Annotated in this window: 17 protein-coding genes and 2 tRNA genes; 15 read left to right on the top strand and 4 right to left on the bottom strand. The window is 69.1% G+C overall.

Going from position 1 to position 20,763, the window contains the following annotated elements:
• The first annotated feature begins 225 nt into the window (after positions 1 to 225).
• The 10 genes from dnaA to KY5_RS43095 all read left to right on the top strand — a co-directional run bounded on the left by dnaA (position 226) and on the right by KY5_RS43095 (position 13,299).
• On the top strand, positions 226 to 2,121 hold the full coding sequence (gene dnaA / locus KY5_RS20610; protein WP_234362793.1) for a chromosomal replication initiator protein DnaA: 1,896 nt from the start codon (positions 226 to 228) through the stop codon (positions 2,119 to 2,121).
• A 923-nt stretch (positions 2,122 to 3,044) separates the two neighbouring features.
• Positions 3,045 to 4,175, top strand: coding sequence for a DNA polymerase III subunit beta (dnaN, locus tag KY5_RS20620; protein WP_098243638.1), 1,131 nt, complete (start codon positions 3,045 to 3,047; stop codon positions 4,173 to 4,175).
• 89 nt (positions 4,176 to 4,264) lie between these two features.
• Positions 4,265 to 5,140, top strand: a complete 876-nt coding sequence (gnd, locus tag KY5_RS20625; protein WP_098243639.1) for a phosphogluconate dehydrogenase (NAD(+)-dependent, decarboxylating) — start codon at positions 4,265 to 4,267, stop codon at positions 5,138 to 5,140.
• A gap of 52 nt (positions 5,141 to 5,192) precedes the next feature.
• Positions 5,193 to 6,314, top strand: a complete 1,122-nt coding sequence (recF, locus tag KY5_RS20630) for a DNA replication/repair protein RecF (RefSeq protein WP_098243640.1) — start codon at positions 5,193 to 5,195, stop codon at positions 6,312 to 6,314.
• The gene (locus KY5_RS20635) at positions 6,311 to 6,886 is read left to right on the top strand and encodes a DUF721 domain-containing protein (protein ID WP_098243641.1); all 576 of its coding nucleotides are present in this window, start codon (positions 6,311 to 6,313) and stop codon (positions 6,884 to 6,886) included. Before recF ends, KY5_RS20635 begins: the two co-directional genes overlap by 4 nt.
• Before the next feature lie 265 nt (positions 6,887 to 7,151).
• On the top strand, positions 7,152 to 9,218 hold the full coding sequence (gyrB, locus tag KY5_RS20640) for a DNA topoisomerase (ATP-hydrolyzing) subunit B (protein WP_098243642.1): 2,067 nt from the start codon (positions 7,152 to 7,154) through the stop codon (positions 9,216 to 9,218).
• Between the two features lie 43 nt (positions 9,219 to 9,261).
• Positions 9,262 to 11,865 carry a DNA gyrase subunit A gene (gene gyrA / locus KY5_RS20645; protein ID WP_098243643.1) on the top strand — a complete coding sequence of 868 codons (2,604 nt, stop codon included), beginning with the start codon at positions 9,262 to 9,264 and terminating at the stop codon, positions 11,863 to 11,865.
• 18 nt (positions 11,866 to 11,883) lie between these two features.
• Positions 11,884 to 12,594: a DUF3566 domain-containing protein gene (locus KY5_RS20650; protein WP_098243644.1), complete on the top strand. Its 711-nt coding sequence runs from the start codon at positions 11,884 to 11,886 to the stop codon at positions 12,592 to 12,594.
• 97 nt (positions 12,595 to 12,691) lie between these two features.
• Positions 12,692 to 12,765 (top strand) — tRNA-Ile (locus tag KY5_RS20655).
• Positions 12,733 to 13,299 (top strand): STAS domain-containing protein, encoded by a 567-nt coding sequence (locus tag KY5_RS43095; protein WP_098243645.1) that lies wholly within the window; start codon positions 12,733 to 12,735, stop codon positions 13,297 to 13,299. Before KY5_RS20655 ends, KY5_RS43095 begins: the two co-directional genes overlap by 33 nt.
• 142 nt (positions 13,300 to 13,441) lie before the next feature.
• Here KY5_RS43095 and KY5_RS20665 read toward each other — a convergent pair whose 3' ends face one another.
• Complete coding sequence (locus KY5_RS20665; protein WP_098243646.1) at positions 13,442 to 13,771, bottom strand: DUF6344 domain-containing protein; 330 nt, start codon at positions 13,769 to 13,771, stop codon at positions 13,442 to 13,444.
• 312 nt (positions 13,772 to 14,083) lie between these two features.
• Here KY5_RS20665 and KY5_RS42570 point away from each other — a divergent pair, with 312 nt between their 5' ends.
• Together KY5_RS42570 and KY5_RS20675 are read left to right on the top strand one after the other, a co-directional pair.
• Positions 14,084 to 14,212 (top strand): DLW-39 family protein, encoded by a 129-nt coding sequence (locus tag KY5_RS42570; RefSeq protein ID WP_003999697.1) that lies wholly within the window; start codon positions 14,084 to 14,086, stop codon positions 14,210 to 14,212.
• A 324-nt stretch (positions 14,213 to 14,536) separates the two neighbouring features.
• Positions 14,537 to 15,904 (top strand): hypothetical protein, encoded by a 1,368-nt coding sequence (locus KY5_RS20675; protein WP_199843168.1) that lies wholly within the window; start codon positions 14,537 to 14,539, stop codon positions 15,902 to 15,904.
• A gap of 36 nt (positions 15,905 to 15,940) precedes the next feature.
• Here the strand turns inward: KY5_RS20675 and KY5_RS20680 are convergent, their stop codons facing one another.
• A complete protein-coding gene (locus KY5_RS20680; RefSeq protein WP_098243647.1) occupies positions 15,941 to 17,617 on the bottom strand; it encodes a serine/threonine-protein kinase in 1,677 nt (558 codons plus the stop codon).
• Positions 17,618 to 17,666: 49 nt separating this feature from the next.
• Entirely contained in the window at positions 17,667 to 18,215 is a 549-nt protein-coding gene (locus KY5_RS20685) for a helix-turn-helix domain-containing protein (RefSeq protein ID WP_055527494.1), read from the bottom strand.
• Positions 18,216 to 18,398: 183 nt separating this feature from the next.
• Here KY5_RS20685 and KY5_RS20690 point away from each other — a divergent pair.
• The 3 genes from KY5_RS20690 (at position 18,399) to KY5_RS41850 (ending at position 19,957) form a co-directional block, all read left to right on the top strand.
• Positions 18,399 to 18,471: transfer RNA gene (locus KY5_RS20690), tRNA-Ala, on the top strand.
• A gap of 219 nt (positions 18,472 to 18,690) precedes the next feature.
• A complete protein-coding gene (locus KY5_RS20695) occupies positions 18,691 to 19,755 on the top strand; it encodes a methyltransferase (protein WP_159072564.1) in 1,065 nt (354 codons plus the stop codon).
• A gap of 28 nt (positions 19,756 to 19,783) precedes the next feature.
• On the top strand, positions 19,784 to 19,957 hold the full coding sequence (locus tag KY5_RS41850) for a hypothetical protein (protein ID WP_157877789.1): 174 nt from the start codon (positions 19,784 to 19,786) through the stop codon (positions 19,955 to 19,957).
• A 42-nt stretch (positions 19,958 to 19,999) separates the two neighbouring features.
• On the opposite strand, the gene KY5_RS20700 is transcribed toward KY5_RS41850, so the two are convergent.
• A complete protein-coding gene (locus tag KY5_RS20700) occupies positions 20,000 to 20,710 on the bottom strand; it encodes a TetR/AcrR family transcriptional regulator (protein WP_098243649.1) in 711 nt (236 codons plus the stop codon).
• Between the last annotated feature and the right edge of the window lie 53 nt (positions 20,711 to 20,763).

Genomic DNA, 20,763 nt, shown 5'->3' on the forward strand with positions numbered 1-20,763 from the left:
TACGCGGGGCTACGCCATCCGGTCAAACCGACCGCTGGAGGGAGACACTGTGCACAGCCTGTGGACAACAACTTGAACCGCACCCGTCGCCCTGACTACCGTGGCTGAACTCCGATTCGTTCCCTTCCCCCTCCCCATCCCGATTTCCGTCCCAAGAACCACACCTTCGTGGGACCCCGTGAGAGAGCGTGCCCTGTGGCTGACGTACCTGCCGATCTTGCCGCAGTGTGGCCACGAGTTCTGGAACATCTGCTGGGTGAGGGCCGCGGGCAGGGCGTCGAGGCGAAGGACGAACGGTGGCTCAGGAGCTGCCAGCCGTTGGCGCTGGTCGCCGACACCGCGCTGCTCGCCGTGCCGAACGAATTCGCCAAGGGCGTATTGGAAGGCCGTCTCGCACCCGTGGTCAGCGAGACGCTGAGCCGTGAGTGCGGCCGCCCGATCCGCATCGCCATCACGGTCGACGACTCCGTCGGCGAACCCCTCGGCCCGCCGGCGCCGCCGATCCAGCAGCAACACCAGCAGCAGCACTACGACGAGCCCGATCTGTCGTCCGGGCAGGGACACGGACAGGGGCAGGGACAAGGGCAAGGCCAGGGCTTGGGCCAGGGCCGCGACGCGTACGACGGTTACGGCCGCCGCCACCAGGACGAGCACACGTCGGGGCCGCGTCCCGACCAGATGCCGACCGCCCGCCCCGCGTACCCGGACTACCAGCGCCCCGCTCCCGGCGCCTGGCCGCAGCACCAGCCCCAGCACCAGCAGCCGCAGGACGACTACGGCTGGCAGCAGCCGCGGCTCGGCTTCCCGGACCGCGACCCGTACGCGAACCCCGTCCAGCAGCCGCAGCACGACTACCGCTCGCAGCCGCCGCAGGAGCGTTCGCCGTACAACCAGCAGCGCCACGAGCCGCAGGACCGGCGCGAGCGCCACGACATGCCGGACTCCTCCAACGACCACCGGAGCAACGACCACCGGAGCAACGGCCACGGCGGCGTGCACCGGGGCGGCCCCGTCGGTCCCACCTCGTCGAGCGGCGCCCCGGGTCCGCTGGCCGCGCAGCCCGCGCCCGCGACGGGCCCCGGTGAGCCCACCGCGCGCCTCAACCCCAAGTACCTCTTCGACACCTTCGTCATCGGGGCGTCCAACCGCTTCGCGCACGCGGCCGCGGTGGCGGTCGCCGAGGCGCCCGCGAAGGCGTACAACCCCCTCTTCATCTACGGAGAGTCGGGGCTCGGCAAAACGCATCTGCTGCACGCGATCGGGCACTACGCCCGCAGCCTCTATCCCGGCACGCGCGTGCGCTACGTGAGCTCGGAGGAGTTCACCAACGAGTTCATCAACTCCATCCGCGACGGCAAGGGCGACAGCTTCCGCAAGCGCTACCGCGAGATGGACATCCTGCTCGTCGACGACATCCAGTTCCTCGCGGACAAGGAGTCGACGCAGGAGGAGTTCTTCCACACCTTCAATACGCTCCACAACGCGAACAAGCAGATCGTGCTCTCCAGCGACCGGCCGCCCAAGCAGCTGGTCACCCTGGAGGACCGGCTGCGCAACCGCTTCGAGTGGGGACTGATCACCGACGTCCAGCCGCCGGAGCTGGAGACCCGTATCGCCATCCTTCGTAAGAAGGCGGTGCAGGAGCAGCTCAACGCTCCTCCGGAGGTGCTTGAGTTCATCGCGTCGCGCATCTCGCGGAACATCCGTGAGCTGGAGGGCGCGCTAATCCGCGTCACGGCGTTCGCGTCCCTCAACCGCCAGCCCGTCGACCTCGGTCTGACGGAGATCGTCCTCAAGGATCTGATCCCCGGCGGCGAGGACGCCTCTCCGGAGATCACGGCTCCGGCCATCATGGCCGCGACCGCGGACTACTTCGGCCTGACGGTGGACGACCTGTGCGGATCCTCGCGCAGCCGGGTCCTGGTGACGGCACGGCAGATCGCCATGTACCTGTGCCGCGAGCTGACCGACCTCTCCTTGCCGAAGATCGGCGCGCAGTTCGGCGGCCGTGACCACACGACCGTGATGCACGCGGACCGCAAGATCCGCGCTCTGATGGCCGAGCGGCGCTCCATCTACAACCAGGTCACCGAGCTCACGAACCGCATCAAGAACGGCTGACAGCCCGCCCGATTCGTCGCTGAAGGCGCCTCAGGAGACCTCCTGGGGCGCCTTTTCGATGCCTACGGAGAGGTCTACGGAGATGTCACGGAGCTGTCCACGGAGCGAAGGCCAGCCGCACAGAGCTCAACCGCTGTTCGATTTCCCCTGGTCAGACGGGGGTTCTCCACAGATGTGGGGACTTTTTCGCGTCCACACCCTGGGGACTGGAAAGTTGTCCAGACGCTGTCCACAGGGGAGGCTGCTGAGGGATCATCAGGCCAGGTCAACAGGTTGTGGATTCGTGGACGAAGACTGTCCACAGCCTGTGGAGGAAAATCTCGTCCACAGGCTGTGCATGAAGTTGTCCACCGGTGACCCACAGGCTCGAGCGCGTTGTCCCCAGCTTTCCCCAGCTTCTCCACACAGCTGTCCACTGTTCGGCAACGCGACGCGCCCTCTCACCGGGTCGAGTGAAAGGCGTCACACCAAGGTGGTCGGTTGGCCTGTGGGGAAGCTGGGTAAAGCTGGGGACGGCGCTGGGGAGAAGTAGCCCCTCCCTGTGCATCGGGTGTGCAGAACTTTCGGCCGTCCACAGAAACACCGGGTTGTCCACGGGTGCCGCCCACAGGCTCAGTGGATAAAAAACCGGTGCTGACCTGCGCTTTCGCGGTTATCCACGGTTTCCACAGCCCCTACTACTACTGACAACTAGAGAGTCCGGGGAAATTGTTTGGAAGGGGGGGCTGTGCACAACTCGCGCTTCGGAGCTCCCCTGCCGCTCGGCACGACTTGACCCCGACGGGCACCGACTGTCAGTGCGGTGCGTCAGACTGTTCCCCGGTGTCCTTCCCACGGCATGGCTGAGAGACACCGAGTCAGACGACGAGGGCCTCGGGCCCAGCGGGCGAGAGCAGCCAGCAAATGCAGGAGGGCGGCTTACGGTGAAGATCCGGGTGGAACGCGACGTACTCGCGGAGGCAGTGGCGTGGGCGGCACGCAGCCTCCCGGCACGGCCGCCAGCGCCCGTCCTCGCGGGCCTGCTGCTGAAGGCCGAAGAGGGCGCGCTGAGCCTGTCGAGCTTCGACTACGAAGTCTCGGCACGTGTCTCGGTGGATGCCGAGGTGGACGAAGAAGGCACGGTCCTCGTGTCGGGCCGACTGCTCGCGGACATCTGCCGCGCGCTCCCCAACCGCCCGGTGGAGATCTCCACAGACGGTGTACGGGCGACGGTGGTCTGTGGCTCCTCGCGATTCACACTCCACACGCTTCCTGTGGAGGAGTACCCGGCGCTGCCGCAGATGCCCACCGCCACGGGCACCGTTCCCGGTGAGGTCTTCGCCTCCGCCGCCGCCCAGGTGGCCATCGCCGCGGGCCGCGACGACACGCTGCCGGTGCTCACCGGTGTGCGCATCGAGATCGAGGGCGACACGGTCACCCTGGCCTCCACCGACCGCTACCGCTTCGCGGTCCGCGAGTTCCTGTGGAAGCCGGAGAACCCCGAGGCGTCCGCTGTGGCCCTGGTGCCCGCCAAGACGCTCCTGGACACCGCCAAGGCGCTCACGAGCGGCGACACGGTCACCCTGGCGCTCTCCGGCTCCGGTGCGGGCGAGGGCCTGATCGGTTTCGAGGGCGCCGGGCGGCGTACGACGACGCGTCTGCTCGAGGGCGACCTGCCGAAGTACAAGACGCTCTTCCCCACGGAGTTCAACTCGATCGCGGTCATCGAGACCGCCCCGTTCGTCGAGGCCGTGAAGCGCGTGGCCCTGGTGGCCGAGCGGAACACTCCGGTCCGGCTCAGCTTCGAGCAGGGCGTGCTGATCCTGGAGGCGGGCTCCAGCGACGACGCACAGGCTGTGGAGAGGGTCGACGCCCAGCTCGACGGCGACGACGTCTCGATCGCCTTCAACCCGACGTTCCTGCTGGACGGCCTGTCCGCGATCGACTCCCCGGTCGCCCAGCTGTCGTTCACGACGTCGACGAAGCCCGCTCTGCTGAGCGGCAAGCCGGCCGTGGACGCCGAGGCGGACGAGGCCTACAAGTACCTGATCATGCCCGTACGTCTGAGCGGCTGAGCCCACAGGTGTGTGCGTGCGTCCGGGCGTAGGCTCGGACGCAGGTACGAAAGTGCCCTCACGCCACCTCGCTAGTGAAGGAACCTCTGATGGAGCTCGGTCTCGTCGGCCTCGGCAAGATGGGCGGCAACATGCGCGAGCGCATCCGCCGCGCAGGTCACACCGTCATCGGATACGACCGCAATCCGGATCTCGCGGATGTCGCAAGTCTCGAAGAGCTGGTGGGCAAGCTCAAGGGCCCGCGGGTGGTGTGGGTGATGGTCCCGGCGGGCGCCGCGACCCAGTCCACCATCGACGAGCTGTCCGAGCTCCTGCAGCCCGGCGACGTCGTCGTGGACGGCGGCAACTCCCGCTGGACCGACGACGAGAAGCACGCGGAGGAGCTGAAGGCCAAGGGCATCGGCTTCGTCGACTGCGGCGTCTCCGGCGGCGTCTGGGGCCTGGAGAACGGCTACGCGCTGATGTACGGCGGCGACAAGGAGAACGTCGCCAAGGTGCAGCCGATCTTCGACGCGCTCAAGCCCGAGGGTGACTTCGGCTCCGTGCACGCGGGCAAGGTCGGTGCGGGCCACTTCGCGAAGATGGTCCACAACGGCATCGAGTACGCGATGATGCAGGCCTACGCCGAGGGCTGGGAGCTCCTGGAGAAGGTCGACTCGGTCACGGACGTCCGTGAGGTCTTCCGCTCCTGGCAGGAGGGCACGGTCATCCGTTCCTGGCTGCTCGACCTCGCGGTCAACGCCCTGGACGACGACGAGCACCTGACGGACCTGCGCGGCTACGCACAGGACTCCGGAGAGGGCCGCTGGACCGTCGAGGCGGCCATCGACAACGCCGTGCCGCTGCCCGCCATCACCGCCTCGCTCTTCGCGCGCTTCGCGTCCCGGCAGGACGACTCGCCGCAGATGAAGATGATCGCCGCGCTGCGCAACCAGTTCGGTGGCCACGCGGTGGAGAAGAAGTAGTCCACAGCCTGTGCACTGAGCACGGGTTTGCCGGGGGAGGTCGGCGCACACCATGCACGTCACGCATCTGTCGCTGGCCGACTTCCGGTCCTACGCCCGGGTCGAGGTCCCTCTCGATCCGGGCGTCACCGCGTTCGTGGGCCCGAACGGCCAGGGCAAGACCAACCTCGTCGAGGCCGTCGGCTACCTCGCCACGCTCGGCAGCCACCGGGTCTCCTCGGACGCGCCCCTGGTGCGTATGGGCGCGGAGCGGGCCGTCATCCGTGCCGCCGTCACCCAGGGCGAGCGCTCCCAGCTGATCGAGCTCGAACTCAATCCCGGCCGCGCCAATCGCGCGCGCATCAACAGGTCATCGCAGGTCAGGCCGCGCGACGTGCTCGGCATTGTGCGCACGGTGCTGTTCGCGCCCGAGGACCTCGCGCTGATCAAGGGCGACCCCGGCGAGCGGCGGCGCTTCCTCGACGAGCTGATCACCGCGCGCTCGCCGCGCATGGCGGGCGTGCGTTCGGACTACGACCGTGTCCTGAAGCAGCGCAACACCCTGCTGAAGTCGGCCGCCCTCGCGCGGCGACACGGCGGCCGCTCCATGGACCTGTCCACGCTCGACGTCTGGGACCAGCACCTGGCGCGTGCGGGAGCCGAACTGCTCGCGCAGCGGCTCGACTTGATCGCCGCGCTGCAGCCGTTGGCGGACAAGGCGTACGAGCAGCTGGCCCCCGGCGGCGGCCCGATCTCCCTGGAGTACAAGCCGTCCGCGCCGGGCGATGGCCACACGCGCGAGGCGCTGTACGAGCAGCTGATCGCCGCCCTGGAAGAGGCCCGCAAGCAGGAGATCGAGCGCGGTGTCACGCTGGTCGGCCCGCACCGCGACGAGCTGACCCTCAAGCTCGGCCAGCTCCCCGCGAAGGGGTACGCGAGCCACGGCGAGTCCTGGTCGTACGCGCTGGCGCTGCGTCTGGCCTCGTACGACCTGCTCAGGGCCGAGGGCAACGAGCCGGTGCTCGTTCTCGACGACGTCTTCGCCGAACTGGACGCCCGCCGCAGGGAGCGCCTCGCCGAGCTGGTGGCGCCGGGCGAGCAGGTCCTTGTCACCGCCGCGGTGGACGACGACGTCCCGGGCGTGCTCGCCGGGACGCGCTATGCGGTGTCCGACGGTGCGGTGGAGCGCGTATGAGTGCCGAAGAGTCCGCCAAGAACGCCTCCAAGGACGCTGCCGAGCAACCCTCCGGTGCCACACCGAAGACCCCCGAGCCCTCCGGTGTCGATCTCGCACGGGTCGCCCTGCGCGCCGCGAAGGAGCAGGCACGCGCGCGTGGGGACGCCGCGCAGCAGAAGAAGCAGGCCCGTCGCGGCGGGCTGCGCTCCGGGGCGCGGGCCGACGGGCGCGACCCGCAGCCGCTCGGCTCCGCGATCAACCGGCTGATCACCGAGCGCGGCTGGGAGACCCCGGCCGCGGTCGGCGGGGTGATGGGCCGCTGGCCGCAGATCGTCGGCGACGACCTGGCCAAGCACTGCGTCCCGCAGCGGTACGACGAGGACGAGCGCGTCCTGACCGTGCAGTGCGACTCGACGGCGTGGGCCACGCAGCTGCGGCTCATGGCCCCGCAGCTGGTCGCGCGCCTCAACGAGGACCTGGGCCACGGCACCGTACGCCTCATCAAGGTGCTCGGTCCCGGGGGTCCCCCGCGCCGCTTCGGACCCCTGCGCGCACCCGGTAGCACGGGTCCCGGCGACACCTACGGATGAGCCCGTTCCGGGCGGTAGCTGGCGGTTGACGGCCCGAAGCGCTGAGTGCCGCTGTGAGCCCTTTGGAGCCCCGTTCCGCATATGGGGAGTCGGCCGAGACCGGTTCAGGGCGGCACATGCGGACTCAGGTACCGGCAAACCCCCATCACTGTCGGCGCTACCGGTAGACTGGAAGCTAATCCCGCCCCACTTGTGGGACGCACCGAGCAACGCTGACTATCGCTGAACGACGCAGCCGCTCCGGCCACCGCCGGGAGCTTGGCTTGTGCTGTGCCAGAAAGGGCGCTTCGTGGCCGATTCCGGCAACCCCAACGAGAACATCCCGTCCACCGAGGCCCTGGCCGCAACCGCCGAGGGCTCTTCCACGGCGTACGACGCCAGTGCGATCACCGTCCTCGAGGGTCTGGACGCGGTCCGCAAGCGACCCGGCATGTACATCGGCTCGACCGGTGAGCGTGGCCTGCACCACTTGGTGCAGGAGGTCGTGGACAACTCCGTCGACGAGGCCCTGGCCGGTCACGCGGACATGATCGACGTCACGATCCTCGCCGACGGCGGCGTGCGCGTGATCGACAACGGCCGAGGCATCCCGGTCGGCATGCACCCCGTGGAGAAGAAGCCGGCCGTCGAGGTCGTGCTCACCGTGCTGCACGCGGGCGGCAAGTTCGGCGGCGGCGGATACGCCGTCTCCGGTGGTCTGCACGGCGTCGGTGTCTCCGTGGTGAACGCGCTCTCCACCAAGCTCGCCGTCGAGATCAGGACCGACGGCTACCGCTGGACGCAGGACTACAAGGCGGGCGTTCCGACCGCGCCGCTTGCCAAGCACGAGGCCACCGAGGAGACCGGCACGTCGGTCACCTTCTGGGCCGACGCGGACGTCTTCGAGACGACCGAGTACTCCTTCGAGACGCTCGCGCGGCGCTTCCAGGAGATGGCGTTCCTCAACAAGGGTTTGACGATCAAACTCACTGATGAGCGCGAGTCGGCGAAGGCCGTGGCGGGCGCGGACACGGCCGAGGCGGCCGACGACGAGGTCCGCACGGTGACGTACCACTACGAAGGCGGCATCGTCGACTTCGTGAAGTACCTCAACTCCCGCAAGGGCGAGGTCATCCACCCCACCGTCATCGACGTCGAGGCCGAGGACAAGGAGCGCATGCTCTCGGCCGAGATCGCGATGCAGTGGAACTCGCAGTACACCGAGGGCGTGTACTCCTTCGCGAACACCATCCACACGCACGAGGGCGGTACGCACGAAGAGGGCTTCAGGGCCGCGCTGACGGGCCTGGTCAACCGCTACGCGCGCGACAAGAAGCTGCTCCGCGAGAAGGACGACAACCTCACGGGCGAGGACATCCGCGAGGGTCTGACCGCGATCATCTCGGTGAAGCTCGGCGAGCCCCAGTTCGAGGGCCAGACCAAGACCAAGCTGGGCAACACGGAGGCGAAGACCTTCGTCCAGAAGGTCGTGCACGAGCACCTCACGGACTGGTTCGACCGGAACCCCAACGAGGCCGCGGACATCATCCGCAAGGGCATCCAGGCCGCCACGGCCCGCGTCGCCGCCCGCAAGGCGCGCGACCTGACCCGCCGCAAGGGCCTCCTGGAGACGGCGTCCCTGCCCGGCAAGCTCTCGGACTGCCAGTCGAACGACCCGACGAAGTGCGAGATCTTCATCGTCGAGGGTGACTCCGCCGGTGGTTCGGCGAAGTCAGGCCGCGACCCGATGTACCAGGCGATCCTGCCCATCCGAGGCAAGATCCTGAACGTCGAGAAGGCGCGCGTCGACAAGATCCTGCACAACACCGAGGTCCAGGCGCTGATCTCGGCGTTCGGTACGGGTGTGCACGAGGACTTCGACATCGAGAAGCTCCGCTATCACAAGATCATCCTGATGGCGGACGCCGACGTCGACGGTCAGCACATCAACACGCTGCTCCTGACGTTCCTGTTCCGCTTCATGCGGCCGCTGGTCGAGGCCGGGCACGTCTACCTGTCGCGCCCGCCGCTCTACAAGATCAAGTGGTCCAGGGACGACTTCCAGTACGCCTACTCGGACCGTGAGCGCGACGCCCTGATCGAGCTCGGCCGCCAGGCGGGCAAGCGCGTCAGGGACGACTCGGTCCAGCGCTTCAAGGGCCTCGGTGAGATGAACGCCGAGGAGCTGCGCGTCACCACCATGGACCAGGAACACCGCGTGCTCGGCCAGGTCACCCTGGACGACGCGGCGCAGGCCGACGACCTCTTCTCGGTGCTGATGGGAGAGGACGTCGAGGCACGGCGCTCGTTCATCCAGCGCAATGCCAAGGACGTTCGCTTCCTCGACATCTGAGTCGGCCCGTACCAGCCGCACCTCGAAAGGACTTTGACCAGCAATGGCCGACGAGAACACCCCTGTGACGCCCGAAGAGGAACCCGCCGTTCCCGGCGTGGGCATGCGTGTCGAGCCCGTCGGGCTCGAGACGGAGATGCAGCGCTCCTACCTCGACTACGCGATGTCCGTCATCGTGTCCCGCGCGCTGCCCGACGTACGGGACGGTCTCAAGCCCGTCCACCGCCGCGTCCTGTACGCGATGTACGACGGCGGCTACCGCCCCGAGAAGGGCTTCTACAAGTGCGCCCGCGTCGTCGGCGACGTCATGGGTACGTACCACCCGCACGGCGACTCCTCCATCTACGACGCCCTGGTGCGCCTCGCCCAGCCGTGGTCGATGCGGATGCCGCTGGTGGACTCCAACGGCAACTTCGGCTCCCCGGGCAACGACCCGGCGGCCGCCATGCGCTACACCGAGTGCAAGATGGCGCCGCTGGCCATGGAGATGGTCCGTGACATCGACGAGGACACCGTCGACTTCACGGACAACTACGACGGCCGCAACCAGGAGCCGACGGTCCTGCCGGCGCGCTTCCCGAACCTGCTGATCAACGGCTCCGCGGGCATCGCGGTCGGCATGGCCACCAACATCCCGCCGCACAACCTCCGTGAGGTCGCGGCGGGCGCGCAGTGGGCGCTCGAGCACCCCGACGCCTCGCACGAGGAGCTGCTCGACGCTCTCATCGAGCGCATCAAGGGCCCCGATTTCCCGACCGGCGCCCTCGTAGTGGGCCGAAAGGGCATCGAGGAGGCGTACCGCACGGGCCGTGGCTCCATCACGATGCGCGCGGTCGTCGCGGTCGAGGAGATCCAGAACCGCCAGTGCCTGGTGGTCACCGAACTCCCCTACCAGACCAACCCCGACAACCTCGCGCAGAAGATCGCCGACCTGGTGAAGGACGGCAGGGTCGGCGGCATCGCCGACGTCCGCGACGAGTCGTCCTCGCGCACCGGCCAGCGTCTGGTCATCGTCCTGAAGCGCGACGCGGTCGCCAAGGTCGTACTGAACAACCTCTACAAGCACACCGACCTGCAGTCGAACTTCAGCGCCAACATGCTGGCGCTGGTCGACGGTGTGCCGCGCACCCTCTCCCTCGACGCGTTCATCCGGCACTGGGTGACGCACCAGATCGAGGTCATCGTCCGGCGCACGAAGTTCCGGCTGCGCAAGGCCGAGGAGCGGGCGCACATCCTGCGCGGCCTCCTCAAGGCCCTGGACGCCATCGACGAGGTCATCGCGCTCATCCGCGGCAGCCAGACCGTCGACATCGCGCGCGAGGGCCTGATGGGCCTCCTGTCGATCGACGAGATCCAGGCCAACGCCATCCTCGAGATGCAGCTGCGCCGCCTGGCCGCCCTGGAGCGCCAGAAGATCGTCGCCGAGCACGACGACCTCCAGGCGAAGATCGACGAGTACAACGCGATCCTGGCCTCCCCCGAGAAGCAGCGCCAGATCATCAGCGAGGAGCTCGCGGCGATCGTCGACAAGTTCGGCGAGGACCGTCGCTCGGCGCTCGTGCCCTTCGACGGCGACATGTCCATGGAGGACCTGATCGCCGAAGAGGACATCGTCGTCACCATCACGCGCGGCGGTTACATCAAGCGCACCAAGACCGAGGACTACCGCTCGCAGAAGCGCGGCGGCAAGGGCGTGCGCGGCACGAAGCTGAAGCAGGACGACATCGTCGACCACTTCTTCGTGTCGACGACGCACCACTGGCTGCTGTTCTTCACCAACAAGGGCCGTGTCTACCGCGCCAAGGCGTACGAACTGCCCGACGCCGGACGCGACGCCCGCGGCCAGCACGTGGCGAACCTGCTCGCCTTCCAGCCGGACGAGCAGATCGCCGAGATCCTCGCGATCCGTGACTACGAAGCGGCGCCTTATCTGATCCTGGCCACCAAGGGCGGCCTCGTGAAGAAGACCTCGCTCAAGGACTACGACTCGCCCCGCTCGGGCGGCGTCATCGCCATCAACCTCCGCGAGACGGAGGACGGTTCGGACGACGAGCTGATCGGCGCCGAACTCGTGTCGGCCGAGGACGACCTGCTGCTCATCAGCAAGAAGGCCCAGTCGATCAGGTTCACCGCAACGGACGACGCGCTGCGCCCGATGGGCCGCGCCACTTCGGGCGTCAAGGGAATGAGTTTCCGCGACGGCGACGAGCTGCTCTCGATGAATGTCGTTCGTCCGGGTACGTTCGTCTTCACCGCCACCGACGGTGGGTACGCGAAGCGGACCAACGTCGACGAGTACCGCGTTCAGGGTCGCGGTGGCCTGGGCATCAAGGCCGCCAAGATCGTGGAGGACCGCGGCGAACTCGTGGGCGCGCTGGTGGTCGAGGAGACCGATGAGATCCTGGCGATCACGCTCAGCGGCGGTGTGATTCGTACGCGAGTCAACGAGGTCAGGGAGACGGGCCGTGACACCATGGGCGTCCAACTGATCAACCTGGGCAAGCGCGATGCCGTGGTCGGTATCGCTCGTAACGCCGAGGCCGGGCGCGAGGCCGAGGAAGTCGACGGAGACATCGTCGTCGACGAATCGGACGGTGCCGAGCCGGCCGCCGGTACGGACGAGGGCATGGACTCCTCGGCCGAGTAGCGCGAGGAGTGAGTCATCGTGAGTGGAGCCACGGGCGCCGGATCGAAGCAGACCGGTACCACCGGCACGGACAGTGCCCGTGGCTCTGCCACTGACGCACATGACTCTCACGAGTCTCATGGATCCCAGGGGGGGACTGTGACGGACACCCGAGGGCCGGGGACTTCTGGTCAGACGTCAGGCCAGTACGACGCCGCGTACGCGGCGGGCAAGACATCAGGAGGCGGCGGCGGGGCGCTCCCCGGTGAGCGGCAGCCGCAGCAGGCCTCAGGGCCCTACCACCCGCCGCAGGCGTATCAGCAGGGCTCGCAGACGGGTTCGGTGCGCAGGCCGCGCACAGGGGCCCGTACGACGCCTCGTACGCGCAAGGCGCGCCTGCGCGTGGCCAAGGCCGACCCGTGGTCGGTGATGAAGGTCAGCTTCCTGCTCTCCATCGCGCTGGGCATCTGCACCATCGTCGCGGCCGCCGTCCTGTGGATGGTCATGGACGCGATGGGCGTCTTCTCGACGGTGGGCGGCACGATCTCGGAGGCGACGGGCTCGAACGAGTCCAACGGCTTCGACCTGCAGTCCTTCCTGTCGCTGCCGCGCGTCCTGATGTTCACGTCGATCATCGCGGTCATCGACGTCGTGCTCGCCACGGCTCTCGCGACGCTCGGCGCCTTCATCTACAACCTCTCCGCGGGCTTCGTCGGAGGCGTCGAGCTGACCCTCGCCGAGGACGAGTAGAGCCCCGGTTTCCCGGCGCTCGGGTATCGATTTTGGGACTGGCCCGCAGGTGCGCTAATCTTCAGAGGTCAGCGCGCGGGACATACCGCAGCGCGGCGGGGCTATAGCTCAGTTGGTTAGAGCGCATCCCTGATAAGGATGAGGCCACAGGTTCAAATCCTGTTAGCCCCACAGTGGCGTAACGCCGAGAAGGCCGGTGGATCGGAAGATCCACCGGCCTTCTTCGTGTGTCCGTGCCCTGGAGCCTTCGTGCGTCCGTCCCCCGGAGCGGCGATCTGGGCTGCTCACAGGGGTGAAGCGGGGTGTCTGCTCGTTTCCTGGTGGGGTGGAGTTGTTGTTGGTGGAGGCGTGAGTACTTCAACCACCAGCCCTATACTGTCCGTCACTCCCGGCCGCACCGATCTGGGCAGGGGCGCTGACGCCGCGCCCTGCGACATAGTCGTCCTCTCCTGCACCAGGGTCGGCGACACCTTGGTCGTCCAGCTCGTGGGCGAGATCGACCACTACAGTGCCGGTCCGTTGCGCGTGATGCTGGCGTCGGCGGCCGCCCAGGGGTACACCGGCCTGACGTTGGACACCTCCCGGGTCACCTTCTGCGATTCCGGCCTCTTCCTTGTGCTCGATTTCTGGCCGATGAGGGGGCGGCGCCTGCGACTGGTGAACACGTCGCGGGCCGTGCGGAGGGTTCTGGAGGTCGCTGTGTAGGAGCGGCCGGTAGGGAGGAGCGGTCCTGTAGCGAGCCGTCTGCTGGGAGCGGACGTGCGAAGACCCCCGGTCCGTACGGCGGGCCGGGGGTCTTCGGAGTCTTGATGGTGCGGGGGCGGTGAGCCCGGCGACACCGTGGTGACTACGGCTCCGCGGCGAGTGCGGGTTCTTGCGCGTCGGTCTCAGCCTCGGCTTCCGTGTCCGTCGTGGGCAGGTGCCGGCAGCTGGGTGACGATCCGTGGGCCTCGGCGCGGATGCGCTGCTTCATCGTCGGGGGCAAGGACCGTTCGTACGCCGTCGTCCAGTGGGCCGTGGCCGGTGCGGGCGCACACACCGTGGCGTTGCGTGCGTTCGTGGTGTCCTGTACCGCCGTGGCCGCGGTGGCCGTCGTGGTGAGTCCCAGCGCGGCGAACAGCGCGAGGAAGGCGGTGACGATCGTGGTCCACAGCTTCATGGCCTTGGTGCCGGTCATGGCCCCTCAATTCAGGTTGGGCGATTTGCGTACTTTCCTCATGATGTGTATCGGGGGCCGAGAGTGGTGGACCGACGCACGCGCCGCGTCGATGTTCAGATGAACACCACCCGGATGGCCCCAAGGGCCCCGAGAGGGGGCAAGAGCGGCGAAAGTCACAACGGGCGGGATCCGCTGGGAGCGGCGGCATCCGTTTCGACTGCTGCGCGGGGGGCGGTAGTTGGGGTGGATCCAGGTCACCGATCGATATCGATCGGTGTGTATAGTCGGGCGCCAGAAGTCCCCTACGTCAAGGAAAGACGAGGTCGCGCGGTGAAGAAGCTTCTCCTGGTCGCACTGGCCGCCATCGGCGGGCTCCTCGTGTACCGCCAGATCCAGGCGGATCGCGCCGAGCAGGATCTGTGGACGGAGGCGACTGACTCCGTGCCCACGGGTTCGTGAGTATCGACAACAGTCACTTCACAAGCCCCGGTCGCTTTGCGGCCGGGGCTTCGTGTTGCCTGGACCGACCGGATGTGCCCGCGATATTCGCTTGCGTGAACGAGTTGATTGCGTAAGCGAACGTGAGGGGTGGGGCGGGACCGCCGATGGCGGGTACACGGTGGTGTTTCCGCGGCGTCGCGCGGGCAGGACGGTCGGGATGGGTGGGACGGCTGGGTTCACGACGAGGGGTGGCGCGTGATGGGGCGGCGGCTGATCGATGGCCGGGCGGCGCGAGGGGGCGGGCGCCGGGCGGCGCGGCGGGGCAGGTGTCGGGCGGCAGCCGTGGTCGCCGCCCTGTCGACGTGCGTGGTGGCGGGGCTTGCGGGCCAGGGAGTCGCCGCGGGGACGCCGAGTCCCTATGCCTTCGCCGAGGGAGCCGAGGAGATCGACGGTGCGGCGAGCAACGTCGAAGGGCCTCTGCTCGTGGCGGGTTCGACGTACAAAAGCTCCCTCCCGCGCGTGGGACAGCGCTTCTACCGTCTTGAGCTCAAGGCCAAGGAGAACGCGTACGTCTCCGCCACCGCTGTTCCGAGGCTCGGTACGAAGGTCTCCTACGCCGACGGCCTCAAGGTGTCCGTCCAGGACGCCAACGGCTACAACTGCAGCCCCCTGGACTCGGAGAAGGCGCGGTTCGGTTCGTCGGAGAGCGCACGGCCCATCACGGCGACGGCGTCCCGGAGGGTGGGTACCGCCGAGAAGAGCTGTACGGGGGCGGGCACTTACTACGTGCTGGTCGAGCGGATCAGCGATCCCGAGACCACCCAGGAGGAATGGGACCTGGAGCTGCGTGTCGCCTCGGAACCCGCCTTGCGGACGGCGGGGACGACGAAGCCTCCGGAGACATGGGATTCCGCCTCTCCCCAGCCGCCGACCGGCGCCCGGAAGCAGCGTGAGGGCGGCACGAGCTTCAACAAGGCGCGCGGGCTTGAGAACGGGGTCTGGGGGGACCGCGTGGAGCCCGGGGAGACGCATTTCTACCGGGTGCCGGTCGACTGGGGACAGAGCCTCTCGGTCGGCGCCGAGCTGGGCAGTTCCGGCAGGGGCCTCACGGAGGACCGGGGGTTCGTCTCGACCGCGCTGGTCATGTCGCTGACCAATCCGGTGCGGGCGCAGGTCGACGACGCGGACACGGCGTACGACGGGAAGCAGAACGTCACGGCCTTGGGGGCGCTGCCGCCTGTCGCCTACGAGAACCGCTTCGCGCCCGAGCGCAAGGTGTCCGCGATGCGCTTCGCGGGCTGGTACTACCTGTCGGTCCATCTGAACCCTGACGTGGCCCAGAAGTTCGGCAGGGCGCCGCTGGACGTGACGCTGCGGATCAGCGTCGAGGGATCGCCGAGGCCGGGGCCCGCGTACGCCGGATCGGCGAAGCCCGCCGACGAGTTCAGCGTCACGGAGCGGGACGCGGAGGCCGCGAGGCGGGGGGAGTCGGACGCTTCGGCCACCTCGACCGGTGGGGGCGGGGGCGACGACCGGGTGATGGTGATGATCGCCGTCGGGGGGATCGGTACCGGTGTGGGGCTGCTGACGATCCTCGGCGTGTGGACGCTGATCGCGCGGCGGAGGGCCGCGGCCGTGGCCCTGCGGGGAGCTTCGGCCGTGCCGGGGGCGACTTCTCCGGCGCGGTTCGGGCCGCCGCGGGGTTGGTAGCGGGCGCGGTGGCGGGGCTGGGGCGTCGGATGCCTGTCAGATCTGTGCCAGGGCCCAGAACCCGACGGTGAGGCAGGCCAGCGCGACCAGCAGCATCGGGACCGCCACCTTCGCGGGTGGGCCGGGTCGGCGCGGCCGGACGCGGGAGTGGGAGCGGGAGTGCGCCGGGCGGGGCTGCGTCACGGCCTGACTCGGGGCCGTTCGGCTCGCGATCGCCTGGTCCGAAACCGGCGGGCTCGGAGGCGGAACCTGAGCGGCGTGAGCGGTGTATGGATAAGTAGGAGCGTGGCGGTGGGCCTGATCGGGGGAGGTCACATGCGTGGGTTCGGGCGTGGGTGCCTGCGGGGGAATGGGAGCAGGGGGGACCGGAGCACGAGGAACAGGGGGAGTGGACGGCGAGGGGGGCGCGGTCGGCTGCTGGGGCGGCGGCAGAGGGAAGCTGCCGGTGTCCGAGGCGGTGGACGGATCCCAGCGGGAGGCGGTGGACGGCTCCCAGCTGGCGGGCCGGCCCGAGCCGACGGACGGGGGCGAGTCGATGGACGGATCAGCAGCGGCAGGTGGATCCGTGGTGGCAGACGGATCCGGTGCGGCAGGCTGACCCGGTGTGAGGGACGGATCCCATGTGAAGGAGCGATCCGGTGCGGCGGGCGGACCGGAGGCCGCGGCCGGGTGCGACGTCGATGGGGGGATCGGTGCGGGGGCCGCCATCGGGCGTGGGGGCGTGGCGGGTGCCTCGGGGATCACGGGGAGCACGGGGGCGGGCGCATGGCCCGGGGCAGGAGGTACGTGGCCCGGGGCAGGCGCGGGGGCAGGGTGACGTCGTCGTGCGGAGTTGAGGGGCCCGTCGGGTCCGAACCCCGTGGGCAGGGGCGCGAGTTGGTCGAAGATCTCGACGAGTTCGTCGTCCGGGCCCGGCTCGGGCAGCATCTCGGCAGCCGACGCCAGCGCCTTGCGCGCGCCCGTGGCGGTGCGGAAGCGCGACTGGGGGTCCGGCTGGAGCAGCGTGGCGATGACCTGCCAGAGCGGTTCGGGCATGCCCTGTGGGGCGCGCGGGGTGCCGTGCTCGGCGAAGTGCTCGATCAGCGCCTTGGCGTCCGGCTTGGCGCCTTCGAGGAGATAGAGGGCGACCAGGCCGACGGCGAAGAGGTCGGCGGTGAAGTCCGGTTCTGCGCCCATCATCTGCTCGGGGGCGAAGTAACCGGGCGTGCCCACCACATAGTCGGTCTCGGTCAGCCGGGGCTCGCCCTTGCGCATCGAGATGCCGAAGTCGGACAGGCGCAGGTGCGGACGGCCCGCGCCGGTGGCCTCGAGCAGGATGTTGGCGGGCTTGATGTCGCGGTGGACGACGCCCTCGGCGTGCACCGCGGCGAGGCCGGAGAGGAGCTGGTCGAGGAGCGTGCAGGCGAAGCGGGGCGGCAGCGGTCCGTAGTCCCCGATCACGTGGGCCAGCGAGCCGCCGGCGACCAGGTCCATGGTGAACAGGACCTTGTCGTCGTCGGCGGCCCAGCTGGCGGGCGCGAGTACATGGGGGTGGTCGATGCGCAGGGCCTGTTCCCGTACGAACCGCAGGAGCGAGTGTGCGTCGCTCTGCTGCAGGACCTTGGCGGCCACATAGCGGTGCCGCCGGTGGTCCCAGGCCCGCCAGACGGCTCCCACTCCCCCGTGTCCGACTGGGTCGACCAGTTCGTACCGGCCTGCGAAGACCTCACCCATGGTCGCGCTCCGCTCCCCTTCCGGGCCGCGCGGCGACCCGGCCGACGGCTCAGCTCTGGTGCGCCTCGTAGTGGGCGACCGCGTCCGCGGTGCGCCCGGCGCCGTACACCCGGAGGAACTCTGCCAGTTCCGGGTGGGTGGGGGCGAGGGAGTCCGCCGCATCGATGATGTCGCCCGCCGCCGCGACGGAGCGCAGCAGTGACTGGATCTCGCGCACCACGCGCTTGACCGTGGGGGCGCCCGAACTGGTCGCCGTCTGTGCGGTGTTGGTCAGGACGGAGCCGCCCTGGGACTTCTTGATCTCGTCCATGCGGTCCGTCGCCTCGGCGGCGCTCACGCTGCCGTCAGCCACCTGACCGGCCAACTCCTGGAGGAGCTGGACGCGTTGGACGACCGCGGGGTTGCCGATCTTGGCGCGCTGGCCGCTCATCAGCTGGGAGAGCATCGGGGCGGACAGGCCAAGGACTCCGGCGAGCCGTGCCTGGTTCAGGCCCAGGTCATCGATGAGCCGACGGAAGAGCGCCCCCAGCGGCTCCCCGTACCAGTTCCGCTGGAGCTCCCGTGCTCTCGCGGTGGTGTCTTGTTGTGCGGCGTCCATTGCGTCTCCCCATCGCTTCCCCTAAGACCGTGCTTCGCTGCCGCGAACCACGTCGAGCATCTTACGGAGCGTGGTCGTGGACCGGGACCCCCAATCCTTTTGCGAGATCCGGGGGGTGACCCGGTACTCTGGTCTGCGGTGCTCACCGGGGACGTGGTTCTTCCGGTCCGGTGCATCGTTTTCGGGGCCTTAGCTCAGTTGGTAGAGCGCTGTCTTTGCATGGCAGATGTCAGGGGTTCGACTCCCCTAGGCTCCACGGCCCGAAAGCCCCCCGCCTGCGTTTATGCAGGTCGGGGGCTTTTTTGTGTGTCCTTGCGTGTTCTGTGCGGGTACGGGGCGCCCGTAGGGCGTCTGTGCCGTGGCGTTCAAGGGCCCGCCCGATCCCGGGGTGCGGTGCTAGCCTGAGGCTATCTAACAGTGTTAGGAAGAGTGCCCGGGGGCCTCTGCGGGCACCGGATCCGGTCCAGGGGGTTACGTGACTGCCGATGCTTCCGCTCCGATAGGTCTGCCCGGAGGGCCCTACGATCCCCCGCACGTCCGCGTGCTCTCCCTGGCCGCCGCGAAGTGGGTCTCCCAGCCGATCGCCGTCCTGGCCTCCCTGGGAGTGGCGGACGCGCTGGGAGACGGGCCCCGCGCGGTGGAGGACCTCGCGGCCGCCGTCGGTGCGCGGCCCGGTGCCCTGGGGCGCTGTCTGCGCGCCGCCGCGTCGGTCGGTGTCTTCGCCGAGCGGGAGGACGGGACGTACGAACTGACGCCCATGGCCGGGAGCCTGCGGGTCGATGCGCCCGACTCGATCCGCAACTGGGTCCTGATGCTGAACCAGGGTCCGATGTGGGATTCCTTCGGGAAGCTGGAGGAGGCCGTGCGCACCGGGCGGTCCGCCTTCGAAGTGGCGCACGGGCGGCCGCTGTTCGAGCACCTCGACAAGGACGTGGAGTTCCGCGGCGTCTACGAGTCGGCGATGGGCGAGCTCACCTCGGAGCTGGCCGGGGAACTGGCACCGGCGATCGACTTCAGCGGCTACGGCACGCTCGTCGACCTCGGCGGCGGGGACGGTGAGCTGCTCGGCACCCTGCTGCGGCACTGCCCGGAGAGCAGGGGCGTGCTCGTGGAGCGTCCGCACGTCGTGGAGCGGGCCAGGGTGCGCCTTGCCGAGCTCGGCGTCGTGGACCGGACGCGCCTGGTGGCGGGGGACGCGACCGAAGAGGTGCCGTCGGGCGGGGACGCGTACCTGATCAAGAACATGCTGCACTGCTTCGACGACGCCACCGCCCTTGCCGTGCTGCGCAGGGTGCGGGAGGCGGGCGGCGAGGATGCGCGGCTCTTCGTCATCGAGGTCGTGGTGCCGCCGGGCAACGGCTTCCACTGGGCGAAGCTCATCGACATCGAGATGCTCGCCGACAACGACGGTCGTGAGCGCGGCGAGGACGAGTGGCGGGAGCTGCTCGGCCGCGCCGGGTTCGAGCTGGAGCGCGTCGTACCGGCGACGCCGCCGCAGTCGGTGCTGATCGCCAGGCCCGTTCGCCGGGTCGGCGGGTGAGAAGGAAACCGACAGGAGGAGAGATTCCATGCGAGCACCGTGGAAGGGCGACCCCGTCGAGCGCGCACGCAACCGCGCCCGGCAGCGGGAGCTGCAGCGTCAGCAGGACGCGGAGCAGGCCCGTAACCGTGAGCGTCAGGAGCGTGAACAGGCCGAGCGGGACGCTCGGCAGGCGCGCGACGAGCAGAACGACCGCCGTTAGCGGGACGGGCACCGCCTGGAGCGGGCCGAGCGCCGCCTCGGCTCAGTCGCGGTCCCGGCTCTCCAGGCGGCTGCGCAGGCCGTCGAGCAGACGGTCGAGCCCGTAGGTGAAGCGCGCCTCGATGTCGGGGCGCGCGAGCCGGGCGCCGACGGCCACGACGTTCGGATACTCCTCGGGGGAGAGCCCGGCGAGGCGTTCGCGTGCCTCCTCCAGGAACTTCTTGGGGTCCGCGCCGCGCGCCACGTCGGCCGAGAGCGGGGACGTCTCGTGCAGGACGAAGCCCTGGACGTACTGCGTCAGGGAGTAGAGGGAGTCCGCCGTGTCCTGGTCGTCGAAGCCCGCGCGGCGCACCGCGCCGAGGATGACCTCCGCGTGGCGCAGGAAGTGCGGCCCCAGCTGGAGCCGTCCCGCGAGCACGCGGCCCGAGTCGCGCTTGGACAGCAGGTAGGCGCGGTACTCGAGCATCATGTCGCGCAGCTCGGTCCGCCAGTCGCCATCGGTACGGACGTGGGCGTCCAGGCGCAGCTCCGCGAGGAGGGCGTCGGCGAGCAGGTCGAGGAGTTCGTCCTTGTTGCGGACGTACCAGTACAAGGACGGTGCCTGGATGGAGAGTTCGTCGGCGAGGCGGCGCATGGAGAGGGCGTCGAGGCCGTCCCTTTGGAGCGTGCGCAGCGCGGCGTCGGTGACGGCCTCCAGCGTGATCGCGGGCCGTGGCTGTCGCCGGGTCGTGTTCGCGGCACGCTGGGCTCCCATGCGCCGGCTCCCTCCTGAAGCTCCGCCCCGGTGAACCGGGCTGGTCCTCTAAC

It is taken from the genome of Streptomyces formicae, from assembly GCF_002556545.1.
In the GTDB taxonomy this organism is placed as follows: Bacteria; Actinomycetota; Actinomycetes; order Streptomycetales; family Streptomycetaceae; genus Streptomyces; species Streptomyces formicae_A.